20 protein-coding genes are annotated in these 21,304 nt (G+C 54.2%); 9 read left to right on the top strand and 11 right to left on the bottom strand.

The window, feature by feature from the left end; translation table 11 throughout:
- Positions 1-172: 172 nt before the first annotated feature.
- The 6 genes from rimO to ACI0CA_RS15275 all read left to right on the top strand — a co-directional run bounded on the left by rimO (position 173) and on the right by ACI0CA_RS15275 (position 5,882).
- Positions 173-1,495: a 30S ribosomal protein S12 methylthiotransferase RimO gene (rimO, locus tag ACI0CA_RS15300; protein ID WP_417076866.1), complete on the top strand. Its 1,323-nt coding sequence runs from the start codon at positions 173-175 to the stop codon at positions 1,493-1,495.
- A gap of 14 nt (positions 1,496-1,509) precedes the next feature.
- Positions 1,510-2,103 carry a CDP-diacylglycerol--glycerol-3-phosphate 3-phosphatidyltransferase gene (gene pgsA, locus ACI0CA_RS15295; RefSeq protein WP_446806656.1) on the top strand — a complete coding sequence of 198 codons (594 nt, stop codon included), beginning with the start codon at positions 1,510-1,512 and terminating at the stop codon, positions 2,101-2,103.
- Between the two features lie 50 nt (positions 2,104-2,153).
- On the top strand, positions 2,154-3,110 hold the full coding sequence (locus ACI0CA_RS15290; RefSeq protein ID WP_446806657.1) for an NAD(P)H-dependent glycerol-3-phosphate dehydrogenase: 957 nt from the start codon (positions 2,154-2,156) through the stop codon (positions 3,108-3,110).
- Positions 3,100-3,570, top strand: a complete 471-nt coding sequence (locus ACI0CA_RS15285) for a GAF domain-containing protein (RefSeq protein ID WP_343284483.1) — start codon at positions 3,100-3,102, stop codon at positions 3,568-3,570. Before ACI0CA_RS15290 ends, ACI0CA_RS15285 begins: the two co-directional genes overlap by 11 nt.
- 69 nt (positions 3,571-3,639) lie before the next feature.
- The gene (locus ACI0CA_RS15280; RefSeq protein ID WP_417114456.1) at positions 3,640-4,164 is read left to right on the top strand and encodes a nitroreductase family protein; all 525 of its coding nucleotides are present in this window, start codon (positions 3,640-3,642) and stop codon (positions 4,162-4,164) included.
- A gap of 335 nt (positions 4,165-4,499) precedes the next feature.
- Positions 4,500-5,882 (top strand): MATE family efflux transporter, encoded by a 1,383-nt coding sequence (locus ACI0CA_RS15275; RefSeq protein WP_412330414.1) that lies wholly within the window; start codon positions 4,500-4,502, stop codon positions 5,880-5,882.
- Positions 5,883-5,917: 35 nt separating this feature from the next.
- On the opposite strand, the gene ACI0CA_RS15270 is transcribed toward ACI0CA_RS15275, so the two are convergent.
- From ACI0CA_RS15270 to ACI0CA_RS15250, 5 genes are read right to left on the bottom strand one after another with little or no spacing between them, the layout of a single operon-like run.
- Complete coding sequence (locus ACI0CA_RS15270) at positions 5,918-6,448, bottom strand: histidine phosphatase family protein (protein ID WP_418552637.1); 531 nt, start codon at positions 6,446-6,448, stop codon at positions 5,918-5,920.
- 13 nt (positions 6,449-6,461) lie between these two features.
- Positions 6,462-7,526 (bottom strand): 3-deoxy-7-phosphoheptulonate synthase, encoded by a 1,065-nt coding sequence (locus ACI0CA_RS15265; protein WP_308449514.1) that lies wholly within the window; start codon positions 7,524-7,526, stop codon positions 6,462-6,464.
- Positions 7,510-7,956: a hypothetical protein gene (locus ACI0CA_RS15260; protein WP_417404128.1), complete on the bottom strand. Its 447-nt coding sequence runs from the start codon at positions 7,954-7,956 to the stop codon at positions 7,510-7,512. Before ACI0CA_RS15260 ends, ACI0CA_RS15265 begins: the two co-directional genes overlap by 17 nt.
- 14 nt (positions 7,957-7,970) lie before the next feature.
- On the bottom strand, positions 7,971-8,693 hold the full coding sequence (gene ymfI, locus ACI0CA_RS15255) for an elongation factor P 5-aminopentanone reductase (RefSeq protein WP_446806658.1): 723 nt from the start codon (positions 8,691-8,693) through the stop codon (positions 7,971-7,973).
- On the bottom strand, positions 8,690-9,427 hold the full coding sequence (locus ACI0CA_RS15250) for a 16S rRNA (uracil(1498)-N(3))-methyltransferase (RefSeq protein ID WP_412384936.1): 738 nt from the start codon (positions 9,425-9,427) through the stop codon (positions 8,690-8,692). The genes ymfI and ACI0CA_RS15250 overlap by 4 nt, the downstream gene beginning before the upstream one ends.
- Positions 9,428-9,611: 184 nt before the next feature.
- Between ACI0CA_RS15250 and lepA the strand changes: the two genes are divergently transcribed.
- Positions 9,612-11,414: a translation elongation factor 4 gene (gene lepA, locus ACI0CA_RS15245; RefSeq protein WP_176819572.1), complete on the top strand. Its 1,803-nt coding sequence runs from the start codon at positions 9,612-9,614 to the stop codon at positions 11,412-11,414.
- Positions 11,407-12,519 carry a radical SAM family heme chaperone HemW gene (gene hemW, locus ACI0CA_RS15240; protein WP_308449430.1) on the top strand — a complete coding sequence of 371 codons (1,113 nt, stop codon included), beginning with the start codon at positions 11,407-11,409 and terminating at the stop codon, positions 12,517-12,519. Before lepA ends, hemW begins: the two co-directional genes overlap by 8 nt.
- A 48-nt stretch (positions 12,520-12,567) precedes the next feature.
- Here the strand turns inward: hemW and ACI0CA_RS15235 are convergent, their stop codons facing one another.
- The 4 genes from ACI0CA_RS15235 to ACI0CA_RS15220 form a co-directional block, all read right to left on the bottom strand.
- Positions 12,568-13,029 (bottom strand): DUF2798 domain-containing protein, encoded by a 462-nt coding sequence (locus tag ACI0CA_RS15235; protein WP_417407385.1) that lies wholly within the window; start codon positions 13,027-13,029, stop codon positions 12,568-12,570.
- A gap of 244 nt (positions 13,030-13,273) precedes the next feature.
- Entirely contained in the window at positions 13,274-16,732 is a 3,459-nt protein-coding gene (locus ACI0CA_RS15230) for an FtsX-like permease family protein (RefSeq protein WP_446806659.1), read from the bottom strand.
- A 22-nt stretch (positions 16,733-16,754) separates the two neighbouring features.
- Complete coding sequence (locus ACI0CA_RS15225) at positions 16,755-17,459, bottom strand: ABC transporter ATP-binding protein (RefSeq protein WP_308449428.1); 705 nt, start codon at positions 17,457-17,459, stop codon at positions 16,755-16,757.
- A gap of 95 nt (positions 17,460-17,554) precedes the next feature.
- Positions 17,555-18,928 carry an MATE family efflux transporter gene (locus ACI0CA_RS15220; RefSeq protein WP_446806660.1) on the bottom strand — a complete coding sequence of 458 codons (1,374 nt, stop codon included), beginning with the start codon at positions 18,926-18,928 and terminating at the stop codon, positions 17,555-17,557.
- Positions 18,929-19,039: 111 nt separating this feature from the next.
- Between ACI0CA_RS15220 and ACI0CA_RS15215 the strand changes: the two genes are divergently transcribed.
- Positions 19,040-19,660 (top strand): TetR/AcrR family transcriptional regulator, encoded by a 621-nt coding sequence (locus ACI0CA_RS15215; RefSeq protein WP_446807017.1) that lies wholly within the window; start codon positions 19,040-19,042, stop codon positions 19,658-19,660.
- Here the strand turns inward: ACI0CA_RS15215 and ACI0CA_RS15210 are convergent.
- Together ACI0CA_RS15210 and ACI0CA_RS15205 are read right to left on the bottom strand one after the other, a co-directional pair.
- Complete coding sequence (locus tag ACI0CA_RS15210) at positions 19,653-20,483, bottom strand: DNA-3-methyladenine glycosylase family protein (RefSeq protein WP_446806979.1); 831 nt, start codon at positions 20,481-20,483, stop codon at positions 19,653-19,655. The genes ACI0CA_RS15215 and ACI0CA_RS15210 overlap by 8 nt on opposite strands.
- Positions 20,483-21,193: a DUF6062 family protein gene (locus ACI0CA_RS15205; RefSeq protein WP_308449425.1), complete on the bottom strand. Its 711-nt coding sequence runs from the start codon at positions 21,191-21,193 to the stop codon at positions 20,483-20,485. Before ACI0CA_RS15205 ends, ACI0CA_RS15210 begins: the two co-directional genes overlap by 1 nt.
- Positions 21,194-21,304 lie beyond the last annotated feature (111 nt).

Genomic DNA, 21,304 nt, shown 5'->3' with positions numbered 1-21,304 from the left:
TGATTTCCGGGCGGCAAGCGTGTTTTTGCGCGTATAATTGTATGATTTTTGTGAACGGGCGGCATTTCGATTGAAAAGCCGCTCGTTTTCTGCTAAAATAGGTAGCGGCAGAACAGAAATTATATAAGGGCATGTCTAAGGCTTGGATATGCACCGAGAAAGGGTTATATACATGGCAATTAAAGTGGGAATGGTCAGCCTTGGCTGTGCCAAAAACCAGGTGGACGGCGAAATGCTGATGGCGAACCTGAAAAACGCGGGCTTTGAGCTGTGCGATGACGCTGCGCTTGCGGACGTTGCAATCGTAAATACCTGCGGCTTTATCGACAGCGCGAAGCAGGAATCCATCGATGAAATTCTGGAGCTTGCGACACTGAAAAAAGAGGGCCGCATCAAGAAGATTGTGGTGACGGGATGTCTTGCGGAGCGCTACCGCGAGGAAATTCACAAAGAGCTGCCCGAGGTGGACGGCGTGTTCGGCATCGGCGCGAACGCGGACATTGCGGCGTGCATTGAAAGTGCAATGAATGATTTTACGGAGAGTTTTCCCGAAAAGAGCAAAATGCCGCTGTGCGGCGAGCGCGAGCTTTCGACCCCGAGCTATTTTGCGTATATCAAGATTGCAGAGGGCTGCGACAACAAATGTACTTACTGCGCGATTCCGATGATCCGCGGCGGCTACCGCAGCCGAACGATGGAGAGCATTGAGGAAGAAGCGCGCGGTCTCGTTGAAAACGGCGCGAAGGAGCTCATCCTTATTGCGCAGGACACGACCCGCTACGGCATTGACCTGTACGGCGAATATTCCCTTGCAAAGCTAATGCGCCGCCTGTGCAAAATTGACGGCCTCAAGTGGCTGCGCGTGCTCTATTGTTACCCGGACGCTTTGACGGATGAGCTTTTGGAGACGATGGCGGAGGAAGAGAAGATTGTGAAGTATATCGATCTGCCGCTGCAGCACGCTTCCGCACGCGTTTTAAAGCGCATGAACCGCACCGGCGACCGTGAGAGCCTGACGGCGCTGATGAAGAAGATCCGCGAGAAGATTCCGGGCGTGACGCTGCGCACAACGCTTATTACGGGTTTCCCGGGCGAGACGGAGGAGGAATTCACCGAGCTTGCGGAATTTGTGAAAGACATTGAATTTGAGCGCCTCGGCTGCTTTGCCTACTCGCAGGAGGAGGGCACGCCGGCGGCTTTGATGCCCGACCAGATCGACGACGAGGTGAAGAACCACCGCGCGGAGATCATCATGGAATCACAGATGAACATTATGGACCGCCTTGGCGAAAAGCAGGTTGGGAGGGACATCACCGTGTTGACGGAGGGCTTTGATCGCTACGCCGAATGCTGGTTCGGCCGCAGCGCCATGGACGCGCCGGACATTGACGGCAAGGTGTTTTTCTCTGCGGAAACGAAGCCGTACTACGGTGAAATGGTAACGGTGCACGTGGACGAGGCCATTGACGGCGACCTGTTCGGTACGCGTGTCTAAACGGGAGAACCGCTATGAATTTACCGAATAAACTGACGATACTGCGCATCGTCTTAGTACCGTTTTTTGTGCTTTTCATGCTGCTTTCCGGCGACATATTCCCACACCACAATTTAGTGGCGCTGGCAATTTTCGGCATTGCGTCGTACACCGACCACTTGGACGGCAAAATCGCGCGGCGCGATCACCTCATCACAAATTTCGGCAAGCTGATGGACCCCTTGGCCGATAAGATCATGGTGATGTCGGCGCTTGTCTGTTTTGTGGCGAACGGCATGACGAACACGGTATTTGTGCTCCTTATTATGGTCCGCGAATTTGCCGTGACGTCCATCCGCCTTATTGCGGTGGAGCAGGGCAGGGTGATCCCGGCGAACAACTGGGGCAAGGCGAAAACCGTGTCGCAGATTGTCGCAATCTGCATCGTGCTGTTGACGCAGTACATTCTCGATCTTGGCGCATACGGCATTTTGGCTTTGCCGACGGAGACGCTTTCTCCGATATTTACATGGATGAATTTTGTCGTGATGGCGATTGCAACCTTGCTCGCCGTCGTTTCCGGCATCATTTACGCCAAAGACGCAAAAGATTTATTTACAGAGCTGTGATTTGAATTTCGCGCTTACATTACCCCTTTGGAAGGACCTTAGCATTCCCTATGAAAATTACCGTTATCGGCTGCGGCCGTTGGGGCACGTTTATCGCGTGGTACCTCGATAAGATCGGCCACAGTGTTTCCCTTTACGGGCGGAAAAGCTCTGCCCACATGCAAAAGCTCATCGAAACCCGTACGAACGGGCTTGTAGAGCTGCCCGAAACCTTACATCTGACAAATTCTTTGTACGCTGTGAAAGACAGCGACGTGATCGTAATCTCCGTCAACTCGCAGGGCCTGCGCGGCCTGATGCGCGAGCTTCAGCCGTTTGAGCTGAAAAATAAAATTTTCGTGCTGTGCATGAAAGGCGTGGAGATTGAAACCGGCATGCGGCTTTCCCAGGTGTGTGCCGCGGAGTGTGACAGCTCGAACGCGGTCGCCGTTTGGGTTGGTCCCGGCCATGTACAGGAGTTTGCGGCCGGTGTGCCGAACTGCATGGTCATTGACAGCGACAGCGAAGACGCAAAAAAGACGCTGGTGGAATCATTCGGCAGCGACCTCATTCGCTTTTACTACGGACAGGACCTCATCGGCAATGAGATCGGTGCGGCGGCGAAGAATGTCGTCGGCATTGCCGCCGGTATGCTGGACGGCCTCGGGCTTTCGACGTTAAAAGGCGCTTTGATGGCGCGCGGCACGCGTGAGATTGCGCGGCTGATTGACGCTTTAGGCGGCAACGAGCTTTCGGCTTACGGGCTTTGTCACCTCGGTGACTACGAAGCGACGTTGTTTTCGCCGTATTCGCACAACCGCATGTTCGGCGAGAAGTTTGTGAAAAACGAGCTGTACACCGATTTGGCGGAGGGCTATTACGCCGTGGACGCGCTTTTGCGCCTTGGCAAGACGGTTTCAGCCGATTTACCGATTTGCCGCGCGGTATACAATGTGTTGTATAAAGGCGAAAATGCACACGATGAAGTCAACGCTTTGTTTACAAGGAGTATAAAAAATGAGTTTTGAGCTTCAAGGCAGCGGGACGTATGAAGACGTCGTTTTGCAGGCGAAGGCACTCATTGAAGACGAGCCGGAGCTTGTGCCGAACATGGCGAACCTTTCGGCACTGTTGAATCTAACACTGAAAAACATCAACTGGGTGGGCTTTTACACGGTGCAGCCGGATGGCAATTTGCTTTTAGGGCCGTTTCAGGGTAAACCGGCGTGCATCCGCATCAAAGCGGGGCGCGGTGTGTGCGGCACAGCGCTTGCGGAGAAGAAAACGCTGCGCGTAGCGGACGTGCACGCGTTCCCGGGGCATATTGCCTGCGACAGCGCGAGCCGTGCGGAGATTGTGGTGCCGGTGATGAAAGACGGAAAAGTCTATGCTGTTTTGGATGTGGACAGCCCGTTTGAAGATCGCTTTACCGCAGAAGATGAGGCATTTTTAGAGAAAATCGCCGCGCTTTTGGCGGAAAAATTTTGAGCCAATAAGCGGATGACCGCTTAAAAATAAGGGTACATACCCGAAAAATCAAAGAGAGGAAGCGTTTTTATGACGAATGAAGTGATTCAGAACATTTTGACCCGCTGCAGTGTCCGCGCGTATGACGACCGCCCGGTGGAGAGAGAAAAGATCGACACGCTTTTGCAGTGCGCTGTGCATGCACCGAGCGCGATGAACCGCCAGACATGGCATTTTTCTGCTGTTTTAAATCGCGAGAAAATCACGAAGCTTGCGATGGCTGTGGGCAAGGCGCTCGGCAACGAGAAGTACGACATGTATAAGCCCGCCGCGCTTATCATTCCGTCGAACGAGCTGATCGGCGACACGGGTATCACGTCCTGGGACAACGCTTGCGCGCTTGAAAATATCTTCCTCGCGGCGCATTCCATGGGGCTTGGTACTGTGTGGATCAACCAGCTTTCCGACACGTGCGATGTGCCTGAGGTGCGCGCCGTTTTGACGGAGTTCGGCGTGCCGGAGAACCACAAGGTATTCGGCATTGCGGCCATCGGTTATGCGGCAGCAGAAACGCCTGTGAAGGAGAAGAAATTCCCCGTTACGTATGTGGAGTAAAGAAAAGTAAAGTGAAAGCGCCTGCAAGGTTTGACCCTGCGGGCGCTTTTTAGTGGCTAAAAAGTTTGCCTTTGTCGTTCCATTCACCGAACAGCTTTCCGGCGGCGGAATTTTCGATGAACCACACGCGAAAAGCTTTGCGTACGGTAGGATTGAAATATACGCGCCGGGAAACGGGTGCGGCTATCTCCTGAGATGTCAAATTAAAATCCTATTTCGTACTTTTATTTTTGTAACCGCTTGAAAAATGGGAGAAAAGGTGTTAGAATGGGCGTATGCGTGTTTGGAGCGCGGTTTAAGAATAGGCGTTATAGGGTATCAAAGGGGGAGGACGTTTGGAAAAAACAAAAAACGGGATCACGGAAGGTGTTATTTGGAAACAGCTTTTGCTTTTCTTCTTTCCGATCTTGATCGGCACTTTTTTTCAGCAGTTGTATAACACGGTTGACACGATCATTGTCGGTCAGTTTGTCGGCACCGAGGCGTTGGCGGCTGTGGGCACGACGGGCACGGTCATCAACCTGCTTGTAGGTTTTTTTGTCGGCGTAGCTTCCGGCGCGACGGTCATTATTTCGCAATATTTCGGCGCAAACGACCGCGAAAATCTTTCTAAATCTGTCCACACGTCCATGGCGCTGGCGGTGGCGGGCGGCGTTGTCATTATGGTCTTCGGCATTGTGACGGCGCGCCCGACAATGCTGGCGATGGGTGTGCCGGACGACATCATGGATGACGCGGTTTTGTACATGAACGTATATTATCTTGGCATCATCGGCAACCTGATTTATAATATCGGCACAGGTGTTCTGCGCGCCATCGGCGACAGCCGTATGCCGCTGTACGTTTTGATTGTGTGCTGCCTTGCAAACGTGGTACTCGATTTATTGTTCGTGGTGGTGTTTCACTGGGATGTGTTCGGTGTAGCGTTTGCGACGATTCTATCGCAGCTGATCAGCGCCGTGCTTTTGATGATCCGCCTGATGGGCACGCAGGAAGCATACCGTGTGGAGCTGCGCAAAATTCGCTTTCACAAGGACATTCTAAAGAATGTGGTCCGCATCGGCTTGCCGGCCGGCTTGCAGTCTGTGATGTATTCATTCTCGAATATCCTCATTCAGGCAAGCATCAACAGCTTTGGCACGACGGCTATCGCGGCTTGGGCGGCCATCGGCAAGATTGACGGCTTTATCTGGATGGTGATGAACGCGTTTGGCATTGCGGTGACGACATTTGCCGGGCAGAACTTCGGCGCACGCCAGTATGACCGCATGAAGCGCTGCACGCGTGTGGGCCTTGGCATGTGCCTTGGCACGATCATCGCGCTTTCCGCGCTGCTGTTTATTTTCCGCTATCAGCTTTTGATGTTCTTTACGGGCGATGCGGAGGTTGTGAATATCGGTGCGCAGTTCTGTTTGGTATTGGCGCCGTCCTACTTTACGTTTGTTTTTATCGAGATTTTGTCCGGCGCGATTCGCGGTGCCGGCGAGGCTTTGCAGCCGATGCTCATCACCTGCATCGGCGTATGCGGTCTGCGCGTAGTGTGGATATTGCTTGTGGTTCCATATTGGCACACGATGCAGATGGTCGCGATGAACTACCCGGTATCATGGGTCATCACGGCGGTGATCTTCGTTATTTATTATTTGCGAGGCAAGTGGCTTGACCGCTGCATCAAACGCGAGCACGACCCGCAGCATGGCACTGCGACGGAAGCGTAAGCAAAAAGCATCTCGGCTTAGCCGAGATGCTTTTTTTACAGATCAAACTCCATGATGCCGCAGTTTGGGAGCTTGAAGGCGGCGTAGTCGGTGTTTTTGACATCTAAGAAGTAGGTGCGGATCATGCGGCAGATGCCGCCGTGGCAGACGAGGAGTGTGGTGGGGCCGTTTTCGGCTTTCAGCTTGTTTAAAAGCGGGTAGAGCCGACCGGCTAAGTCCAGCATGGATTCGCCGCTGGGGTAGCGTACGGCGAACTCGCGCTTATTTGCGTTGAACGCTTCGCCGTCCCAGTCGGTATTTTCGTAGATGCCGTAGTTTTGCTCGATGAGCCGCTGTTCGGTCTCGATGGTATCTATGCCGATCTCGTCTGCGATGAGCCTTGCGGTGTGTTGGGCGCGCAGGAGCGGGGAGGCGATGATGCGCTTGATGCCTTTATCTTGGAGGCTGCGCCCGGCTTCTTTTGCCTGCGCGATGCCTTTTTCGGTGAGGTCGATATTCGTGAGGCCGCAGACGCGGTGCGCAGCGTTCATGGGTGTTTCGCCGTGGCGTGTGACGTACAGTTTCATCTTACAACTCCCTTTACGCTTTTTCCGCGATGCTGTAAAGCAGCTTTTCGGTGTCTTCCCAGCCGAGGCAGGGGTCTGTGATGGATTTGCCGTGGATCATCTCCGGGCAAATCTTCTGCGCGCCCTCGAAGAGGTAGCTTTCAATCATGACGCCCTTGACGAGCTTGTGTATGGCGGGGTCGTAGGAACGGCTGTGCAGCACCTCGCTGACGATGCGGATCTGCTCTTTGAACTTTTTGCCGGAATTCGAGTGGTTGACATCCACGACGCAGGCGGGATTTTCGAGCCCGCTTTCTTCGTAGAGGGAAGCGAGACGTTTTAAATCCTCGTAGTGGTAGTTCGGGATAGTTGTGCCGTATTTATCAACGCCGCCGCGCAAAATAGCGTGGGCGAGCGGGTTGCCGGTAGTGGTGACGTCGCACCCGCGATAGATGAAGTTGTGCGCGCTTTGGGCGGCTTTGATGGAGTTCATCATGACGGCAAGATCGCCGGAGGTGGGGTTTTTCATGCCGGCGGGGATATCCATGGAGCTTGCAGTCAGACGGTGCTGCTGGTTTTCGACCGAGCGCGCACCGATGGCTTCGTAGGACAGAAGGTCATCCAAATAGCTGCGGTTTTCGGGGTACAGCATTTCGTCTGCGCATGTGAGGCCGGTCTCCTCAATGGCGCGCATGTGCATTTTGCGGATGGCGATGATGCCGCCGAGCAGGTCAGGGGCTTTATCGGGGTCCGGCTGGTGCAGCATGCCCTTGTAGCCCTCGCCCGTGGTGCGGGGCTTATTGGTGTAGATGCGTGGAATGAGGATGAGGCGGTCTTTCACCTGCTCGTTCACACGGGCAAGGCGACGGGTGTATTCGCAGACGCTTTCTTCGTTATCCGCCGAACAGGGGCCGACGATGACGAGAAATTTATCGGACTCTCCGCGGAACACGGCGGCAATCTCTTTATCGCGCGCGGCTTTGATTTCTTTGATGTGCTCCGGGACGGGAAATTCGGCTTTGAGGGCCGCCGGGTTCGGCAGCTCTTTGTTAATGGTCATGGACATAGGGGTGCTCCTTTGATTACTCGAGTTCTGTATTTTGCGCTAAATAGCGGGCGATGGCTTCGTCGCTGTACGAGAGCAGATGCCCGTAACGCACGGCGATTTGGCGGCGGTTTTCGTCCGTATAATTGTTTTCGGCGATGAGGGTTTGCTTATCGTGTTGGATGCTTAAGAATTCTTCGAGGTCACGGTCTTCGCGGTAGAAAACGACATTTTGCTTGCCGCGGTTCAACGAGACCGGAAAAAGGTCGGTGATGAGCGGTTCTTTTAAATAATACGCTTTGCAGCCGTACTTTCGGGCAACTGCTTCACACGCGGGGAGAAAATCTGCGCCGAGTGCGTTTTGAAGTTCGTCTTCTGTGAACGGATGGCTGAGCGCGATGCGCTTTACGCCGGCACGGACAACCTCGCAGAATGCCTCGCACACGCCGAGTGCGAAGGAATAAGCATCGATTTGTTTGGACATGGTAAATCTTCTCCTTAACGCCAGCCGCCCGAAATGACGAGCGTTTCACCGGTGATGTACGGGCTTTCGGCTAAAAATCTGACGCCTGCGGCAACCTCTGCCGGGGTGCCTGCGCGCCCGAGGGGAATCTCCTCGCACAGCGCTTTTTTCTCGTCTTCGGACAAATGGGCGTTCATTTTGGTATCAATATAGCCGGGTGCGACAGCATTGACGGTGATGTTCGACGGGGCGAGCTCCAAGGCCAGTGCGCGGGTGAGCCCGAGCATACCGGCCTTGGCGGCGGAATATGCGACTTCCATTGCCGCGCCGCTCACGCCCCAAATGGACGAGACATTGACGATAGCGCCGGATTTTTGGCGGATCATGGAGCGGGACGCGCATTGAGAGAGGTAAACGGCGGAGGACAGATTCGTGTCACACAAAGTTTTCCACTGTGCGGGCGTCATGGCGTCGAAAAAATCGACGAGCGAGATGCCGGCGGCGTTGACGAGAACGTCAATATGCCCGAGTTTTTTTTCGGTGTCCGCCCACACGCGCTCGCATGCGGCGGGGTCGGAAAGGTCGCCGCAGACGGGATAGGCTTCGATGCCGTTTGATTTGAAAGTTTCGGCAAGTTGATTTACATTTTCAATGTGCTTTGCGCCGTGGAGCGCGAGGGCGTAACCTGCGGCGGCGAATTCTTTTGCGATGGCAGCGCCGATCTCACCCGACGCGCCGGTGACTAAAACTGTTTTCATTGCATATTCCCCGTGATGTACATTAAAACGGAAAGCGCCGCAAGCGGTGCAGTTTCTGTTCTTAAAATGCGTGGGCCGAGCGTGGCGGGTGTAGCGCCGTATTGTTTAGCGAGCTGCACTTCGGCAGCGTCAAAGCCGCCCTCCGGGCCGATGAAGACGGAAACTTCGGCCTCATCGGGGGAGACGAGCGTGCCGAGCGCTTCGCCTCCGCCTTCGTAGAATAAAATTTTTTTGCCGGGTGCGGTTCTGAGCGCGGACTCTAAATCGGTCATTTTACCGATTTCCGGGATGATGCCGCGGCCGCTCTGCTTTGCAGCTTCAAGCGCGATGCGCTGCAAACGCTCTTGCTTTTTTGAAACGGATTTTGCATCCGGCCGGGAAACGCTGCGGGAGGTCAAAACGGGCACAATCTTCGTGACACCGAGCTCCACGGCTTTTTGCGTGATGAGTTCCAGTTTATCGGCCTTCGGCATACCGGGGTACAGCGTGACGCGCAGGGTGGGCTCGCTTCTGTTTTTAAACTTATCGGTAAGGCGCACCATGACGGTATCGCCCGTGATGCTTTCAATTTCGCCTGTGTAGTCGGTGCCGGCACCGTCCGAAAGCGTGAGGGCGTCGCCCGTGTGCATGCGCAGGGAGCGGGCGATGTGGCGGCCGTCTTCACCGTCTATGACGGCAGAGCCTACGGACGCGGCTTCGTCAAACTGCACGGCAGATGTAAAAAATCTCGGCATATCGGTTCTCCTTATGGAACCACGTATACGCGTGGTTTTGTCTTTTCTATGATACCACGTTTAGGCAGAAAAGCGCAAGGTGTGAAGCACCTTAAAATGCGGACTTTTTCAAAAGCAGTCATTGCGTAAACGCCGCGAAAATGCTATACTTAACTATGTATACTTCTAAAGAGGAGGATCACGCTTGGAACAGAGTAAAATTCGCAATTTCAGCATCATTGCACATATTGACCACGGCAAAAGCACGCTTGCCGACCGCATTTTGGAGCAGACCGAGGCGGTCGCGAAGCGCGACATGGAAGACCAGATCCTCGACAACATGGATCTGGAGCGCGAGCGCGGCATCACCATCAAGGCGCATGCTGTGACGCTTGTCTACCGTGCGAACGACGGCGAGGCATATACGTTCAACCTTATCGATACCCCGGGTCACGTGGACTTTAACTACGAGGTTTCTCGCTCACTTGCGGCCTGTGAGGGCGCGGTGCTGGTGGTGGACGCTTCTCAGGGTATTGAGGCGCAGACGCTTGCAAACACGTACCTTGCGGTGGACGCAGGCCTTGAGGTCGTACCGGTATTGAACAAGATCGATCTGATTTCCGCGGACCCGGACAAGGTTGCGGCGGAGATTGAGGACGTCATCGGTATTCCGGCAGAGGACGCGCCGCGCATCAGCGCGAAAACGGGCCTCAACATCAAAGCCGTTATGGAGAAAATCGTGACGGATATTCCCGCACCGCAGGGCGACCCGGACATGCCGCTGCGCGCACTGATTTTCGACTCCTACTATGACGCATACCGCGGCGTTATCGCGTATGTGCGTATTAAAGAGGGAACGGTGCACCCCGGCGACACCATCCGCATGATGGCGGTGGGCAGTGAGTTCACCGTGGTGGAGTGCGGCATTCTGCGCGCGACGTCTTTGGAGCCCGCAAAGAGCCTTTCCGCGGGCGAAGTCGGCTACATTACGGCATCGATCAAAAACGTGCGCGAGGCGCGCGTGGGCGACACCATTACGCTGGCGGACAGACCGGCGGCAGAGCCGCTGCCCGGCTACCGTGCGGTGCAGCCGATGGTTTTCTGTGGCGTGTACCCGGCAGACGGTGCACACTATGCAGACCTTAGAGATGCGCTCGAAAAATTGCAGCTGAACGACGCGGCGCTGACGTTTGAGCCGGAGACCTCCGTGGCGCTCGGCTTCGGCTTCCGCTGCGGCTTTTTGGGACTGCTGCACATGGAGATCATTCAGGAGCGTCTGGAGAGAGAATATAACCTTGACCTCATCACAACCGCGCCGAGCGTTGTGTACCACATTACAAAGACGGACGGCACAAAGCTTTCCATCGATAACCCGACGAATTACCCTGATCCCTCGCACATTGCACTGGCGGAGGAGCCGATTGCGAACGCGCACATTTACTCCCCGACAGAATTTGTGGGTAACATCATGGAGCTTTGTCAGGACAGACGCGGCATTTTCAAGGATATGAAATACATTGACACCGACCGTGTGGATATTCACTACGAGCTGCCGCTCAATGAAATTATCTACGATTTCTTCGACGCGCTGAAATCCCGCACGCGCGGCTATGCGTCGTTTGACTATGAGCTCATCGGCTACCGCAAGAGCGAGCTTGTGAAGCTGGATATTATGCTGAACGGCGAAGTGGTGGACGCGCTTTCATTTATCATCCACGCGGAAAAGGCGTACCCGCGCGCCCGCAAGATGGTGGAAAAGCTGAAGGAGAAAATTCCGCGCCAGTTGTTTGAGGTGCCGGTGCAGGCGTGCATCGGCGGCAAGATCATCGCGCGTGAGACCGTTAAAGCGATGCGCAAGGACGTTTTGGCGAAGTGCTACGGCGGTGACATCACCCGTAAAAAGAAGCTGCTGGAAAAACAGAAGGAAGGCAAGAAGCGCATGCGCCAGCTGGGCACGGTAGAAGTACCGCAGGAGGCGTTTATGGCGGTTCTGAAGCTCGATGAATAAACCGTTTTCGCTGTATATCCACATTCCGTTTTGCAAAAGCAAGTGCCCGTATTGCGATTTCTACTCCGCGCGGCCGGAAGAAGACGACGTATTTGACCGCTATTTAGCGGCGCTGTGTGCGCGGCTTGCAGTGTACGGTGAAAAATACGGCGAACGGCTGCTGCATACGGTATATTTTGGCGGCGGCACGCCGAGTGTGTTCGGTGCGAAAAGACTGTGCCGCGTGCTCGAAAAAGTGAAAGAGCAGTTTAATGTTGCCGAAAACGCGGAAATCACGACGGAGTGCAACCCGGCGGATGTAGACGTTTCATTTTTTGAAACGCTGAAACGCGGCGGGTTCAACCGTATTTCAATGGGTATGCAGTCCGCAAACGAGGCGGAATTGAAAATTCTCGGCCGCAGGCACACGGCGGAAACCGTGCGGGAAGCGGTGGAAGCGGCGAGAGAAGCGAGCATCGACAATGTTTCGGTCGATTTGATGCTCGGCCTGCCGAACTCGAACTTGGAGACACTGAAAAGCTCGATCGATTTTTGCGCGGCACTCGAGGCCGACCATGTTTCCGCGTATATTTTAAAGATAGAGCCCGGTACGCCGTTTGCAAAGCAAGAGCTTAATCTGCCCGATGAAGACGGCACGGCAGACCAGTATTTGTTTGCCGTAAACGAGCTTAAAAAGCACGGGTACGCCCAGTATGAGATCAGCAATTTTGCGCGGCCGGGCAAAGAGAGCCGACACAATTTGCAGTATTGGCGGTGCGGGGAATATTTGGGACTCGGTCCCGCGGCGCACTCCTTTATGGAGGGCAGGCGATTTTATTTCCCACGCGATTTAGAGGGCTTTTTAAACGGCAATGTGCCCACAGACGACGGCGCGGGCGGCGGTTTTTCGGAGTTTGCGATGCTGTCGCTTCGGCTGACCGAGGGGCTGCAAAGAAAGATTTGCGAGACACGATTTGAAAACGGCGGTGCGCTGTTTGACGGGGTTCTGGAAGGTTGTAAGCACTTGCCGAAAAATCTGATACATGCAGATTACGAGCGAATTTCGCTGACCGCGGAAGGCTTTTTGGTCTCCAACGCGATTTTGGCGGAAATTTTGCCGGGATAAAGAAAATTCTCCTTTGGCTGCGGAGCCGAGGGAGAATTTTTTCTATGCTTATTTACTTTTCTTTTCCCTGAAAATCAAGCGAAAAATCAGGCGGACGAGCGGGCCACAGTAAAGCATTTGCCACAGCACGGCGCACGGGAAGTTCATGCCCCATGTCTGAATAAACGTGCCGAAGGTGTGGGTGTTTTTAAAAAGCATGGTCGCGATAAGGCTCATGATGGGGCACATGATGCAGCAAATGCAGATGGAAACGGCATAGGTGATGAACTGCGGGCGGTCTGTAGGTTTCATGAACGAAAACGCGAGGCGCTTTGCAAGCTTGCCGACGACGAAAAATTCCAGAATAAACGCGATCGGCGCCATAATGGGCAGTTCATGCAGGGCAAGCAGAAAGGTTTCGCTTGTGACACCGCCGGTGTTCAGCGCGACATTGTAGACAATCATGCCGTAGACCATGATAATAGCCATGATAGCGGTGAAAACGGCGTCCTGTACTTTGTTTTTGGGCATAAAAATTCCTCCTGAACGATAAACTGAAAGCGGCACTTTGATAAAGAGCCTGCCAATGTGTTGTTCGTTATCATTCGGGAGGAATGTGCGTTTCCAATATAAACCATTTAACGGTTTCTATTATAGAGGATTTTCGCTCGCTTCATAATAGTTCAAAACGGAGAAAACCGAGGGAGCTGCGGCAAGAATTTTACGAAAAATGTTTACTTCGTTTTTTCGCGCAGTAGTGCGGTGTAGCTTTTCTTTATTCGATCGATTTTAAGGATTCCGCCATGTCGATTTTGGCGATTTTTTTGCGCATGACGAGGTCGGTGATGACGGTGAACAGCACGACCATGACAACGGTCAAAAGGAAGCTGACGGGTGCGATGACAGCTTTGAAAGAGACCATATCGACGCGGATCTGCATGAGCACAAATGTGTGCAGCAGAACGCCGAGCGGCAGGCCGACGACGATGCCCATCATGGACAAAATGATATTTTCACGGAACACATACGCGCCGGTTTCCCCGGAATGGAAGCCGAGCACCTTGATGGTGGCAATTTCCCTGACGCGTTCGGTCAGATTGATGTTGCCGAGGTTAAACAGGACGATGAACGCGAGTGCGCCGGCGGAAATGAGCACGAGCGCGACGACATAGTTTAGGCTCTGCATCATTTGGTCGATCATATTGCGCGTATCGGTGACGACGGAAACGGAGGATACGCCGTCCGTTTTGGAGAGTGCGGCGGAAAGCGCATATTCGTCTGCGCTGTCGTTTACGCGCAGCAGGAGCGTTTTCGGCTCGTAGCCCTTATCGGCGACCATGGCGTACGTTTCGCCCGTCATGTAGAGGTAATTTTGCACGTAGTTTTCAACTAAACCCGCGACCTTGAGCTCGGCTTTTTCCGTATCCGAAACGGAGACGGTGACGGTATCGCCGGTTTTGATATCGGTGAGCTCAGCGAGTTTTTCAGTGAGCAGTACTTCGCCTTTGCCGGGGTAGGGTACGGTCTCACCGTCGATATGCAGATCGAAAATGTCGGTGATGGCGGGATCGTCGGACGCGACGATGTAAGCGGATTTTGTGATGCTGTCGCCTGTGACGTCACCGGAGGTCATCTGCACGGCGGTGGCGGCATCAAGCTCCGATTTGTGGTCGCTTTCGACTTCGTTGATTTTATCTTCGGTCAGCGTATCGGAGAACTGGGCGCTGACATCGTACTTTTGAATATCATCAAACTGGAAGTTTGCAATGTTCGCGACGGAATCATGGATACCGAAGCCGGTGAGCACCAGCGCGGTGCAGCCGGCAATGCCGAGAATCATCATAATCATGCGCTTTTTAAAGCGGAAAATGTTGCGCAGGGAGACCTTGTGCAGGAATTTCAGGCGCTTCCACAGCGGCGTGATGCGCTCGAGGAAAATGCGTTTGCCGGCGGCCGGGGTTTTGGGGCGGATGAGGTTTGCGGGCATGTTCTGCATCTCGATGCGCAGGGCTAAATATGTGGTGCCCGCCGAGCATAAAAGCGACGCCGCAAGCGCGATGACAAACAGCACGGGGTCATACAGTATGACGAAACCCGGAATGCTATACAGCATGCCGTAGGCCGTCCAGATGACGAACGGGAAAACATAGCCGCCCGCAAAATAGCCGATGACACAGCCGAGTGCGGCGGCGCTGCCGGAATAGAGCAGATATTTTGCGAGGATGGAGCCGCGGCTGTATCCGAGCGCGCGGAGCGTACCGATTTGTGTGCGTTCATCGTCGATCATACGGGTCATGGTGGTGGAGCAGACGAGCGCCGCGATGAGGAAGAAGAAAATGGGGAAGAGCCCCGAGAGCTTTTCGACGATGGTGGAGTCGCTTTCAAACGAGACGTAGCCGGCGTTTGTGTCGCGCGTTAAAACGTAGAGCTCCGGCTTCTTTAAATCGGCGAGCTCTTGTTTGGCGTCGGCGATTTTCTGTTCGGCATCGGAGATTTGCTCGTCAAATTCCTTTTTGCCGTCCTCGTAGTCTTTAAGGCCGTCTTCGTATTCGGCTTTGCCGTCGGCGAGCTCTTTTACGCCGTCGTTGTACGAAGAGAGGCCCTCGTTGTACTCTTTGATGCCGTTTTGAAACGTGATGAGCGAGTTATACGCTTCGTCAAGCTTTGCGGTTTGCGTTTTTCTCTGATATTCAAGTTGTGCTATGCCGTCGGTGTAATCGTTTTGCCCGACATCGAGCAACGTGCGCATTTGCGAGAGAGCGGTTTCGGCTTCATCGAGTTGCTTGCCGGTCTCTGTGAGCTGCGCTTCCTGCGCGGTGAGGGCGGCATCCTGTTCGTTTAATACGGCTTCGGCATCGTCGAGCTGCGTCTGATTTTGATTCAAAGCGGCGCGCTGCATATCGAGCGCCGTTTGCTGCGCTTCGGCTTCTGCCGGGTCGAGCATATCTTTTACGGCATCAAGCTGCGCCTGCGCTTCGTCGAGTGCGGCAAAGCCCGCCGTGAGCTGCGCTTTTTTCTCGTTTAAGTCGGCGCGTGCGGCGTCGATTTGTGTGCGGGCGTCCTTTGCGGCGGCAAGACCCACTTCATACTGCTCTTTGCCGGATGTGAATTCGGCATATTTTTCAGTGTAGAGCTTTTCGTTTTCCTGCAGCTGCGCGTAACCGGCGTCGATCTGCGCCTGGCTCTCCGCAAGGGCATCCTCTAATTGCTGCTTGCCGCTGTAATATGCGTCAAAGCCGCTTTGCAGGGCGCTTTCCCACGAAGTGAAGCCGGGCTGAATCTGCTCTGCGCCTGCATCCAACTGTGCTTTGGCATCGTCCAATTGCTTTTTCGCGTCGGCAAGCTCCGTTTCGCCGGAGGTGATGGTCTCTTTTGCATCGTCAAGCTGTGCTTTGGCATCGGCAAGCTCCGTTTCGGCTTCGGCTTTTTTGTCGTTCAGTTCGTTCTCGGCGTCTGAAATTTCGGCTTTGCCGTCGGACGTGAGGCGATCAAAACGCGCGTTGACGGAAGCGGTGGCGGCGGCTTCGACAGTATCGGAGAACGTATCGATGTAATCGTCGTAATCGTCGCTATATAGCGGGAATTCATCGGTGCAGGTAACGTATAATTCTGTGTAATACTCGAAATCGAAGCCGTCCTCCGGGATGAGAACGAAGCCCTGCAGCGTGCCGTCGCCAAGCGACGTGGTGCCGCGCAGCGTGTGGATGTACAGCGGAGAATCTGCAAGGCCGACCACGGTGTAGGTGCTGTATTTGAAGCTTTTCTTCGTATCTTCGTCGTTGGAGTCGGAAATTTCGATCGTTTGTCCAATCATGTCTTCCGAAAAGCGACTGGAATCTATAAGGCACTCACTGCCGTTTTCAGGCATACGTCCGGCAGTGAGCACAGGCTCGTTGATGTTATCTGTCAGCATATGTGCACGGTAAACGCGCTCTTTGCTGTCGTGCTGCCAGATGAAATCGGCATTCACACTGCCTGCGGCGGCAACCACACCGTCGGCTTTCTGCACGGCGGCAACGTCGTCCGCATCAAAGCCGATGGTGGAGATGAGGCGAAGATCGTAGAGCTTCGTGTTTTTTATATAGGCGGTCTCGGTGGCGGACATGATGGGACGGGTATCTCGCAGACCCGTGAGAAACGCCACGCCCAGCATAATGATGAGCAGGATAGCGATATATCGCCCAAGGCTGCCCGAAATGCTGCGCCGCGTGTTTTTTCTGAGTGCTTTTGTCATGCGTTTTCCGGCTCCCTTCGCGTTACCATTCAAGCTGTTCCACGGGCGTGATGTGCTCGTTCATGCGAACGGAGTAAATGTGGCCGCTTTTTACGCGGATGATGCGGTCTGCCATGGCGGCAAGCGCCGCATTGTGCGTGATGATGACGACGGTCATGCCGTCGCGGCGGCAGGTATCCTGCAAAAGCTTTAAAATAGATTTGCCGGTCTCGTAATCGAGTGCGCCGGTGGGCTCGTCGCACAGAAGGAGCTTCGGCTTTTTGGCGAGTGCGCGGGCAATGGAAACACGCTGCTGTTCACCGCCCGAGAGCTGTGCGGGAAAGTTCTGCATGCGGTCATGGAGACCGACGGCGCGGAGCACGTCTTCGGCGGGGATGGCATCGGTGCACAGCTGTGCCGCAATTTCCACGTTTTCGAGCGCCGTTAAATTCGGGATAAGGTTATAAAACTGGAAGACAAAGCCGATGTCATAGCGTCGATAGTTTTCAAGCTGGGTGCGGTTAAAGTGGCTGATGTCGCGTCCGTCCATGCGGACAGTGCCTTTAGACAGCGTATCCATGCCGCCGAGGATATTTAAAAGCGTCGTTTTTCCCGCGCCGGATTCACCGACGATGACGCAGAATTCGCCCTTTTGAATTTCAAAGCTTGCATCGGTTAAGGCGTGCACCTCTACGTCGCCGGTTTTATAAATTTTCGATACATTTTCAAATTCTACAAATGCGCCCATCGTACCGTCTCCTTATGCTGCGTTGGTTTCTATATTAAAGTATAACAGAAGCGAGGGAAAAAGTCATGGACAGAATATGAAAATTCAGTTGATTTTTAGAGGGGATTTTCGACTTTTGCGGGCGAATGCGGCTTTGCGGAGACGAGATCTTTTTTTATGGCGCGGTAAAGGAGGAAGACGGCTAAAAGTGTGGAGAAAATATCAGCGGCGGGTGCGGCGTAAAACACGCCGAAAAGACCGAACAGACCATGGAGCGAAAGCAGAAGCGGTACATAAACGGCGCCCTGCCGCAGAACGGAAAGTGCGGAAGCCTGCGCCGCTTTGCCGACGGACTGGAGGTAGTTGACCGCAAGGTAATACACACCGATAAGCGGCATGCCGAGGAGGCCGAGCGCCGTGATGTGCGCGGCGGAAGCGACGAGAGCTTCGTCCTTTAAGAACAGGCCGCAGATAGGAAAGCGGAAAATGAAGCAGACGACGCTAAACACGATGCCGAGAGAGACCGCCAAAATGCCGCTTTTGCGGAAGGTCTCGCGCAGGCGGGCGGTGTTGCCCGCGCCGTAAAGATATGCGAACATGGGTTGCACGCCGAGGGCGATGGCCATGACGACCATGGCGACGATCATGCCCGCTTTGCCGCCCGCGCCCATTTCGGCGACAGTATCGGCCCCATAAGCGATGACAATGCGATTTGTGATCGTGTTGACGGCACTCATCAAAAGGTTGCTGACAGAGCCCGGAATGCCGAGCGCAAAAATTTCACGGAAGACATGCGGCATGTGGAATGCTTTGCGCATGTTGAGCGTCAAGATGGTATCGCGGCGGCGGAGATAGAAAAGCAGGCCGCAGGCGGTGAAAATATTGCCAAGGACGGTCGCAATGGCCGCGCCCTGTACGCCGAGGTTCAGGCCGGAGATGAAAAGCGGGTCAAGTATGATATTGGCGACAGTGCCGAGCATGTTGAGCAGGACGGCGGTCTGCACTGCACCTTCTGCACGGACGAGGTTTGCAAAGACATTGGAGAACACAATGACGGGCGTGCCAAGGGCTAAAATTTGCAGGTATTGTGCGGTGTAGTCCCACGTGGCGGCATCGGCGCCGAAGAAGTGCAGGAAGGCGTTTGGGAAAAGCAGCGCCGCGCCGCCGAGCAAAACGCCGCCCACAAGGCTCAAAAGTATGCATGCCGCGCCGGCTGCTTTGGCTTTTTCTGCGTTTTTTGCGCCGAGTGCGGCGGAGATGACCGTGCAGCCGCCTCCGCCGATCCACGTGCTGAGCGTCATCTGTAATAAAAAGAACGGCGACGCGAGCGAAACGGCGGCGACCTGTGCCGCGATGCCGGTTTGCCCGACGAACACCATATCGGCCATGTTGTAGACGGTCATGACGAGCATAATGACAACGGTGGGCAGGCACATCTTGAAAATGGATTTCCACACGGGTGCGCGCTCAAAAAGTTCTTCGGTTTTCACGAAAAATTCCTCCTTGATTTTATGCTTGCGATGCGCTACTATAAAATCAACACTTGTTCTGTTAATACAAGCATAACACGTTGAGATCTGGAAAACAACCGCTAAAACACGATGAGTGTTGTGTTAATGGAGGGCAAAATGAACACAAAGAAAAACGAGCGCTTTGCGGAGACCGACCGGCGCATCCGCAAGGCGTTTACGAAAATGGTGCTCAATAAAAAAACAAATCAAATTTCCGTGCGGGAAATTTGTGAGGCGACGGGCATCAACCGCTCATCGTTTTACCTGCACTATGCGGACATACCCGCGCTGATAACAGCGATCGTATGGGAGAAATGGACGGAGTCCGTAGAGCGGATACACGAAGAGATGCACGGCGACCCGAATATCTTCTCCGAAGCATATGTGGCGGCGACGCTGCGCGAGGCAAAGCGCGACAGGACGTTTTACCGGGCGTATTTTGAGAAATTCGGCACGGCAGAACTGGAAAAAGGCTATCAGACGCTGTTTGAAAACGTCTTCAAGCCTTTTTTTCGGCGGCTCGGCATCGAGAGCGAGCACTGCATGGAATATCATTTTGAATTTGTGAAAGCGGGGTACTTTGCCGTGACGCGCAAATGGCTTTTGTACGGCTGCCCGGAAACGCCGGAAGAAATGGCGAAGATCATAAAAAGAAGTATGGCGGCGATACCCGATGACCTGCCGCCGGTCCCGGACGAATTCTTTATTTGAAAAGCTCGGGGTGCATGCGCACATAGTGGAATAAATATTGCTGCGCGATGCCGGCGTTTTCACCGAAATCTGCGGGGGAAAGCCTCGGCAAAAGCGATACGGCGCGCTTCATCCACACGTCCATCGGGAAGCACTCCGTGCGGTGCAGACCGTAGAGCAAAGCGCAGTCCGCGACTTTTGGGCCGACGCCTGAAATCGTCTGCAATTTTGCTTTGGCATCGGGAAGAGGCATTTTGCGCACGGCTTCTAAATCGATCTCGCCGGAAGCGATGCGCTTTGCGGCATCAATGAGATATTTCGCGCGAAAGCCCGCGCGCAGCGGAGAGAGGTCTTCCGGCGTGCAGGAGGCCAATTTTTTCGGTGTCGGGAATGCGTAGCGGGTCTCGTTATGATAAAGAAACGGCTCGCCGAAATGCAGACACAAGCGCTCTATAATGCCCTTGATGCGCGGAATGTTGTTGTTCTGCGAGATGATGAACGAGCACAGCGCCTCAAACGGCTCCTGCTTTAAAATGCGGATGCCGCCCGCGAATTCGGCGGCTTCTTTCAGCGCGGGGTGCAGAGCGGAAAGCGCTTCGCGGGACTTTTTGTAATCTGTGTTAAAATCGAAATAATCAAACCAAATGTCACGAAATTCCTGCTCGGTGCAGTCTAAAACGAGGTCGTTATTTTCATCTTGATAGACGGTCAGCCCGCGGGAAAATGCCACACCGCGCCATGCGGGAATGTTGTTTTCAAGCGTGACGGGATAAAAGCGGAACGACTGCCCGCAGTCGAGCGTTTGGGCGAGGTTTAAAACGCCATCGGGCGGGGTGAAGCGCATCAACGGTTTTTGCCTTCCGTTTTGGTGGTGACGGTGGGCTCTCGGCTCGTCAGATACGTGATGGCGCGCTCAATGGCATCGCGGGAATTGCCCCAGTCGCCGCCCGCATTGCGGTAATCGAACATGCGGCAGAAATGGGTGGTGTCGGCCTTGACGGTATCGAGATAGTTTTTCGCAAGGCGCTTGGTTTCTGCCGCAAACGGCTGAAAGTTTTTACGCGGCATTTTCTGCGCAGCAGCCAAAATGAAGCTGTAATGCGGCAGGCAGATGTGCGTCTGCTCGCTGTACAGTGTGCGGAACTCCGGCTCACTCTGCCAGAGCTTGATAACCGTGGCGCTGAGGTGCTGCATGTTTTTCTCAACGTTTTCGCAGACAAAGCAGCTGTGCGCACGGCGATCTGCGGCGGCGAGAATTTTTTTCGGCGCGAGCTTGTCGTCCTCGGGCAGGATCTCTTTGCCGGCTTCGTCTAAGAGACTTTCGAGAATAAGGGCGACGGACAGGCGGCTGCCGCGCTGTAAGATCTGCTCAAAATGTTGGTGGCAGAAGCCGAGACGGTTCGTTTCCACGCGCACGTCGGGCTCCATCATGGCCGCGCCGGTAATGTAGGTGGCCATGCGGTCCTCGAGCATGTCGCGCATGCGGCAGAACGGGCAGCCGTCCTTCGGCTCGAAAATTTCACTGATCGGTATAGAGCAAATGTCTTCACGCATTTTGGGTTCCTCTTTTCTTAATAGTTGTATACAGTGCATGTTTATCCGAAAAATGTCTTTTGTTTTAATTGCCGTGGCTTACGGTTTGTGCGGCCCCGCTTTTTTGTAGGA

Origin of the sequence: Hominenteromicrobium mulieris (assembly GCF_046197855.1) — a bacterium.
Lineage (GTDB): Bacteria > Bacillota > Clostridia > Oscillospirales > Acutalibacteraceae > Hominenteromicrobium > Hominenteromicrobium mulieris.
This window is presented reverse-complemented; position numbering and strand designations above follow the sequence as displayed.

What these genes read in the sequence shown, in the direction of transcription:
- rimO (WP_417076866.1), top strand. Translation starts at nt 173, where the DNA reads ATGGCAATTAAAGTGGGAATGGTCAGCCTTGGCTGTGCCAAAAACCAG.
- pgsA (WP_446806656.1), top strand. Translation starts at nt 1,510, where the DNA reads ATGAATTTACCGAATAAACTGACGATACTGCGCATCGTCTTAGTACCG.
- ACI0CA_RS15290 (WP_446806657.1), top strand. Translation starts at nt 2,154, where the DNA reads ATGAAAATTACCGTTATCGGCTGCGGCCGTTGGGGCACGTTTATCGCG.
- ACI0CA_RS15285 (WP_343284483.1), top strand. Translation starts at nt 3,100, where the DNA reads ATGAGTTTTGAGCTTCAAGGCAGCGGGACGTATGAAGACGTCGTTTTG.
- ACI0CA_RS15280 (WP_417114456.1), top strand. Translation starts at nt 3,640, where the DNA reads ATGACGAATGAAGTGATTCAGAACATTTTGACCCGCTGCAGTGTCCGC.
- ACI0CA_RS15270 (WP_418552637.1), bottom strand. Translation starts at nt 6,448, where the DNA reads ATGAAACTGTACGTCACACGCCACGGCGAAACACCCATGAACGCTGCG.
- ACI0CA_RS15260 (WP_417404128.1), bottom strand. Translation starts at nt 7,956, where the DNA reads ATGTCCAAACAAATCGATGCTTATTCCTTCGCACTCGGCGTGTGCGAG.
- ymfI (WP_446806658.1), bottom strand. Translation starts at nt 8,693, where the DNA reads ATGAAAACAGTTTTAGTCACCGGCGCGTCGGGTGAGATCGGCGCTGCC.
- ACI0CA_RS15250 (WP_412384936.1), bottom strand. Translation starts at nt 9,427, where the DNA reads ATGCCGAGATTTTTTACATCTGCCGTGCAGTTTGACGAAGCCGCGTCC.
- hemW (WP_308449430.1), top strand. Translation starts at nt 11,407, where the DNA reads ATGAATAAACCGTTTTCGCTGTATATCCACATTCCGTTTTGCAAAAGC.
- ACI0CA_RS15235 (WP_417407385.1), bottom strand. Translation starts at nt 13,029, where the DNA reads ATGCCCAAAAACAAAGTACAGGACGCCGTTTTCACCGCTATCATGGCT.
- ACI0CA_RS15230 (WP_446806659.1), bottom strand. Translation starts at nt 16,732, where the DNA reads ATGACAAAAGCACTCAGAAAAAACACGCGGCGCAGCATTTCGGGCAGC.
- ACI0CA_RS15225 (WP_308449428.1), bottom strand. Translation starts at nt 17,459, where the DNA reads ATGGGCGCATTTGTAGAATTTGAAAATGTATCGAAAATTTATAAAACC.
- ACI0CA_RS15215 (WP_446807017.1), top strand. Translation starts at nt 19,040, where the DNA reads ATGAGTGTTGTGTTAATGGAGGGCAAAATGAACACAAAGAAAAACGAG.
- ACI0CA_RS15210 (WP_446806979.1), bottom strand. Translation starts at nt 20,483, where the DNA reads ATGCGCTTCACCCCGCCCGATGGCGTTTTAAACCTCGCCCAAACGCTC.
- ACI0CA_RS15205 (WP_308449425.1), bottom strand. Translation starts at nt 21,193, where the DNA reads ATGCGTGAAGACATTTGCTCTATACCGATCAGTGAAATTTTCGAGCCG.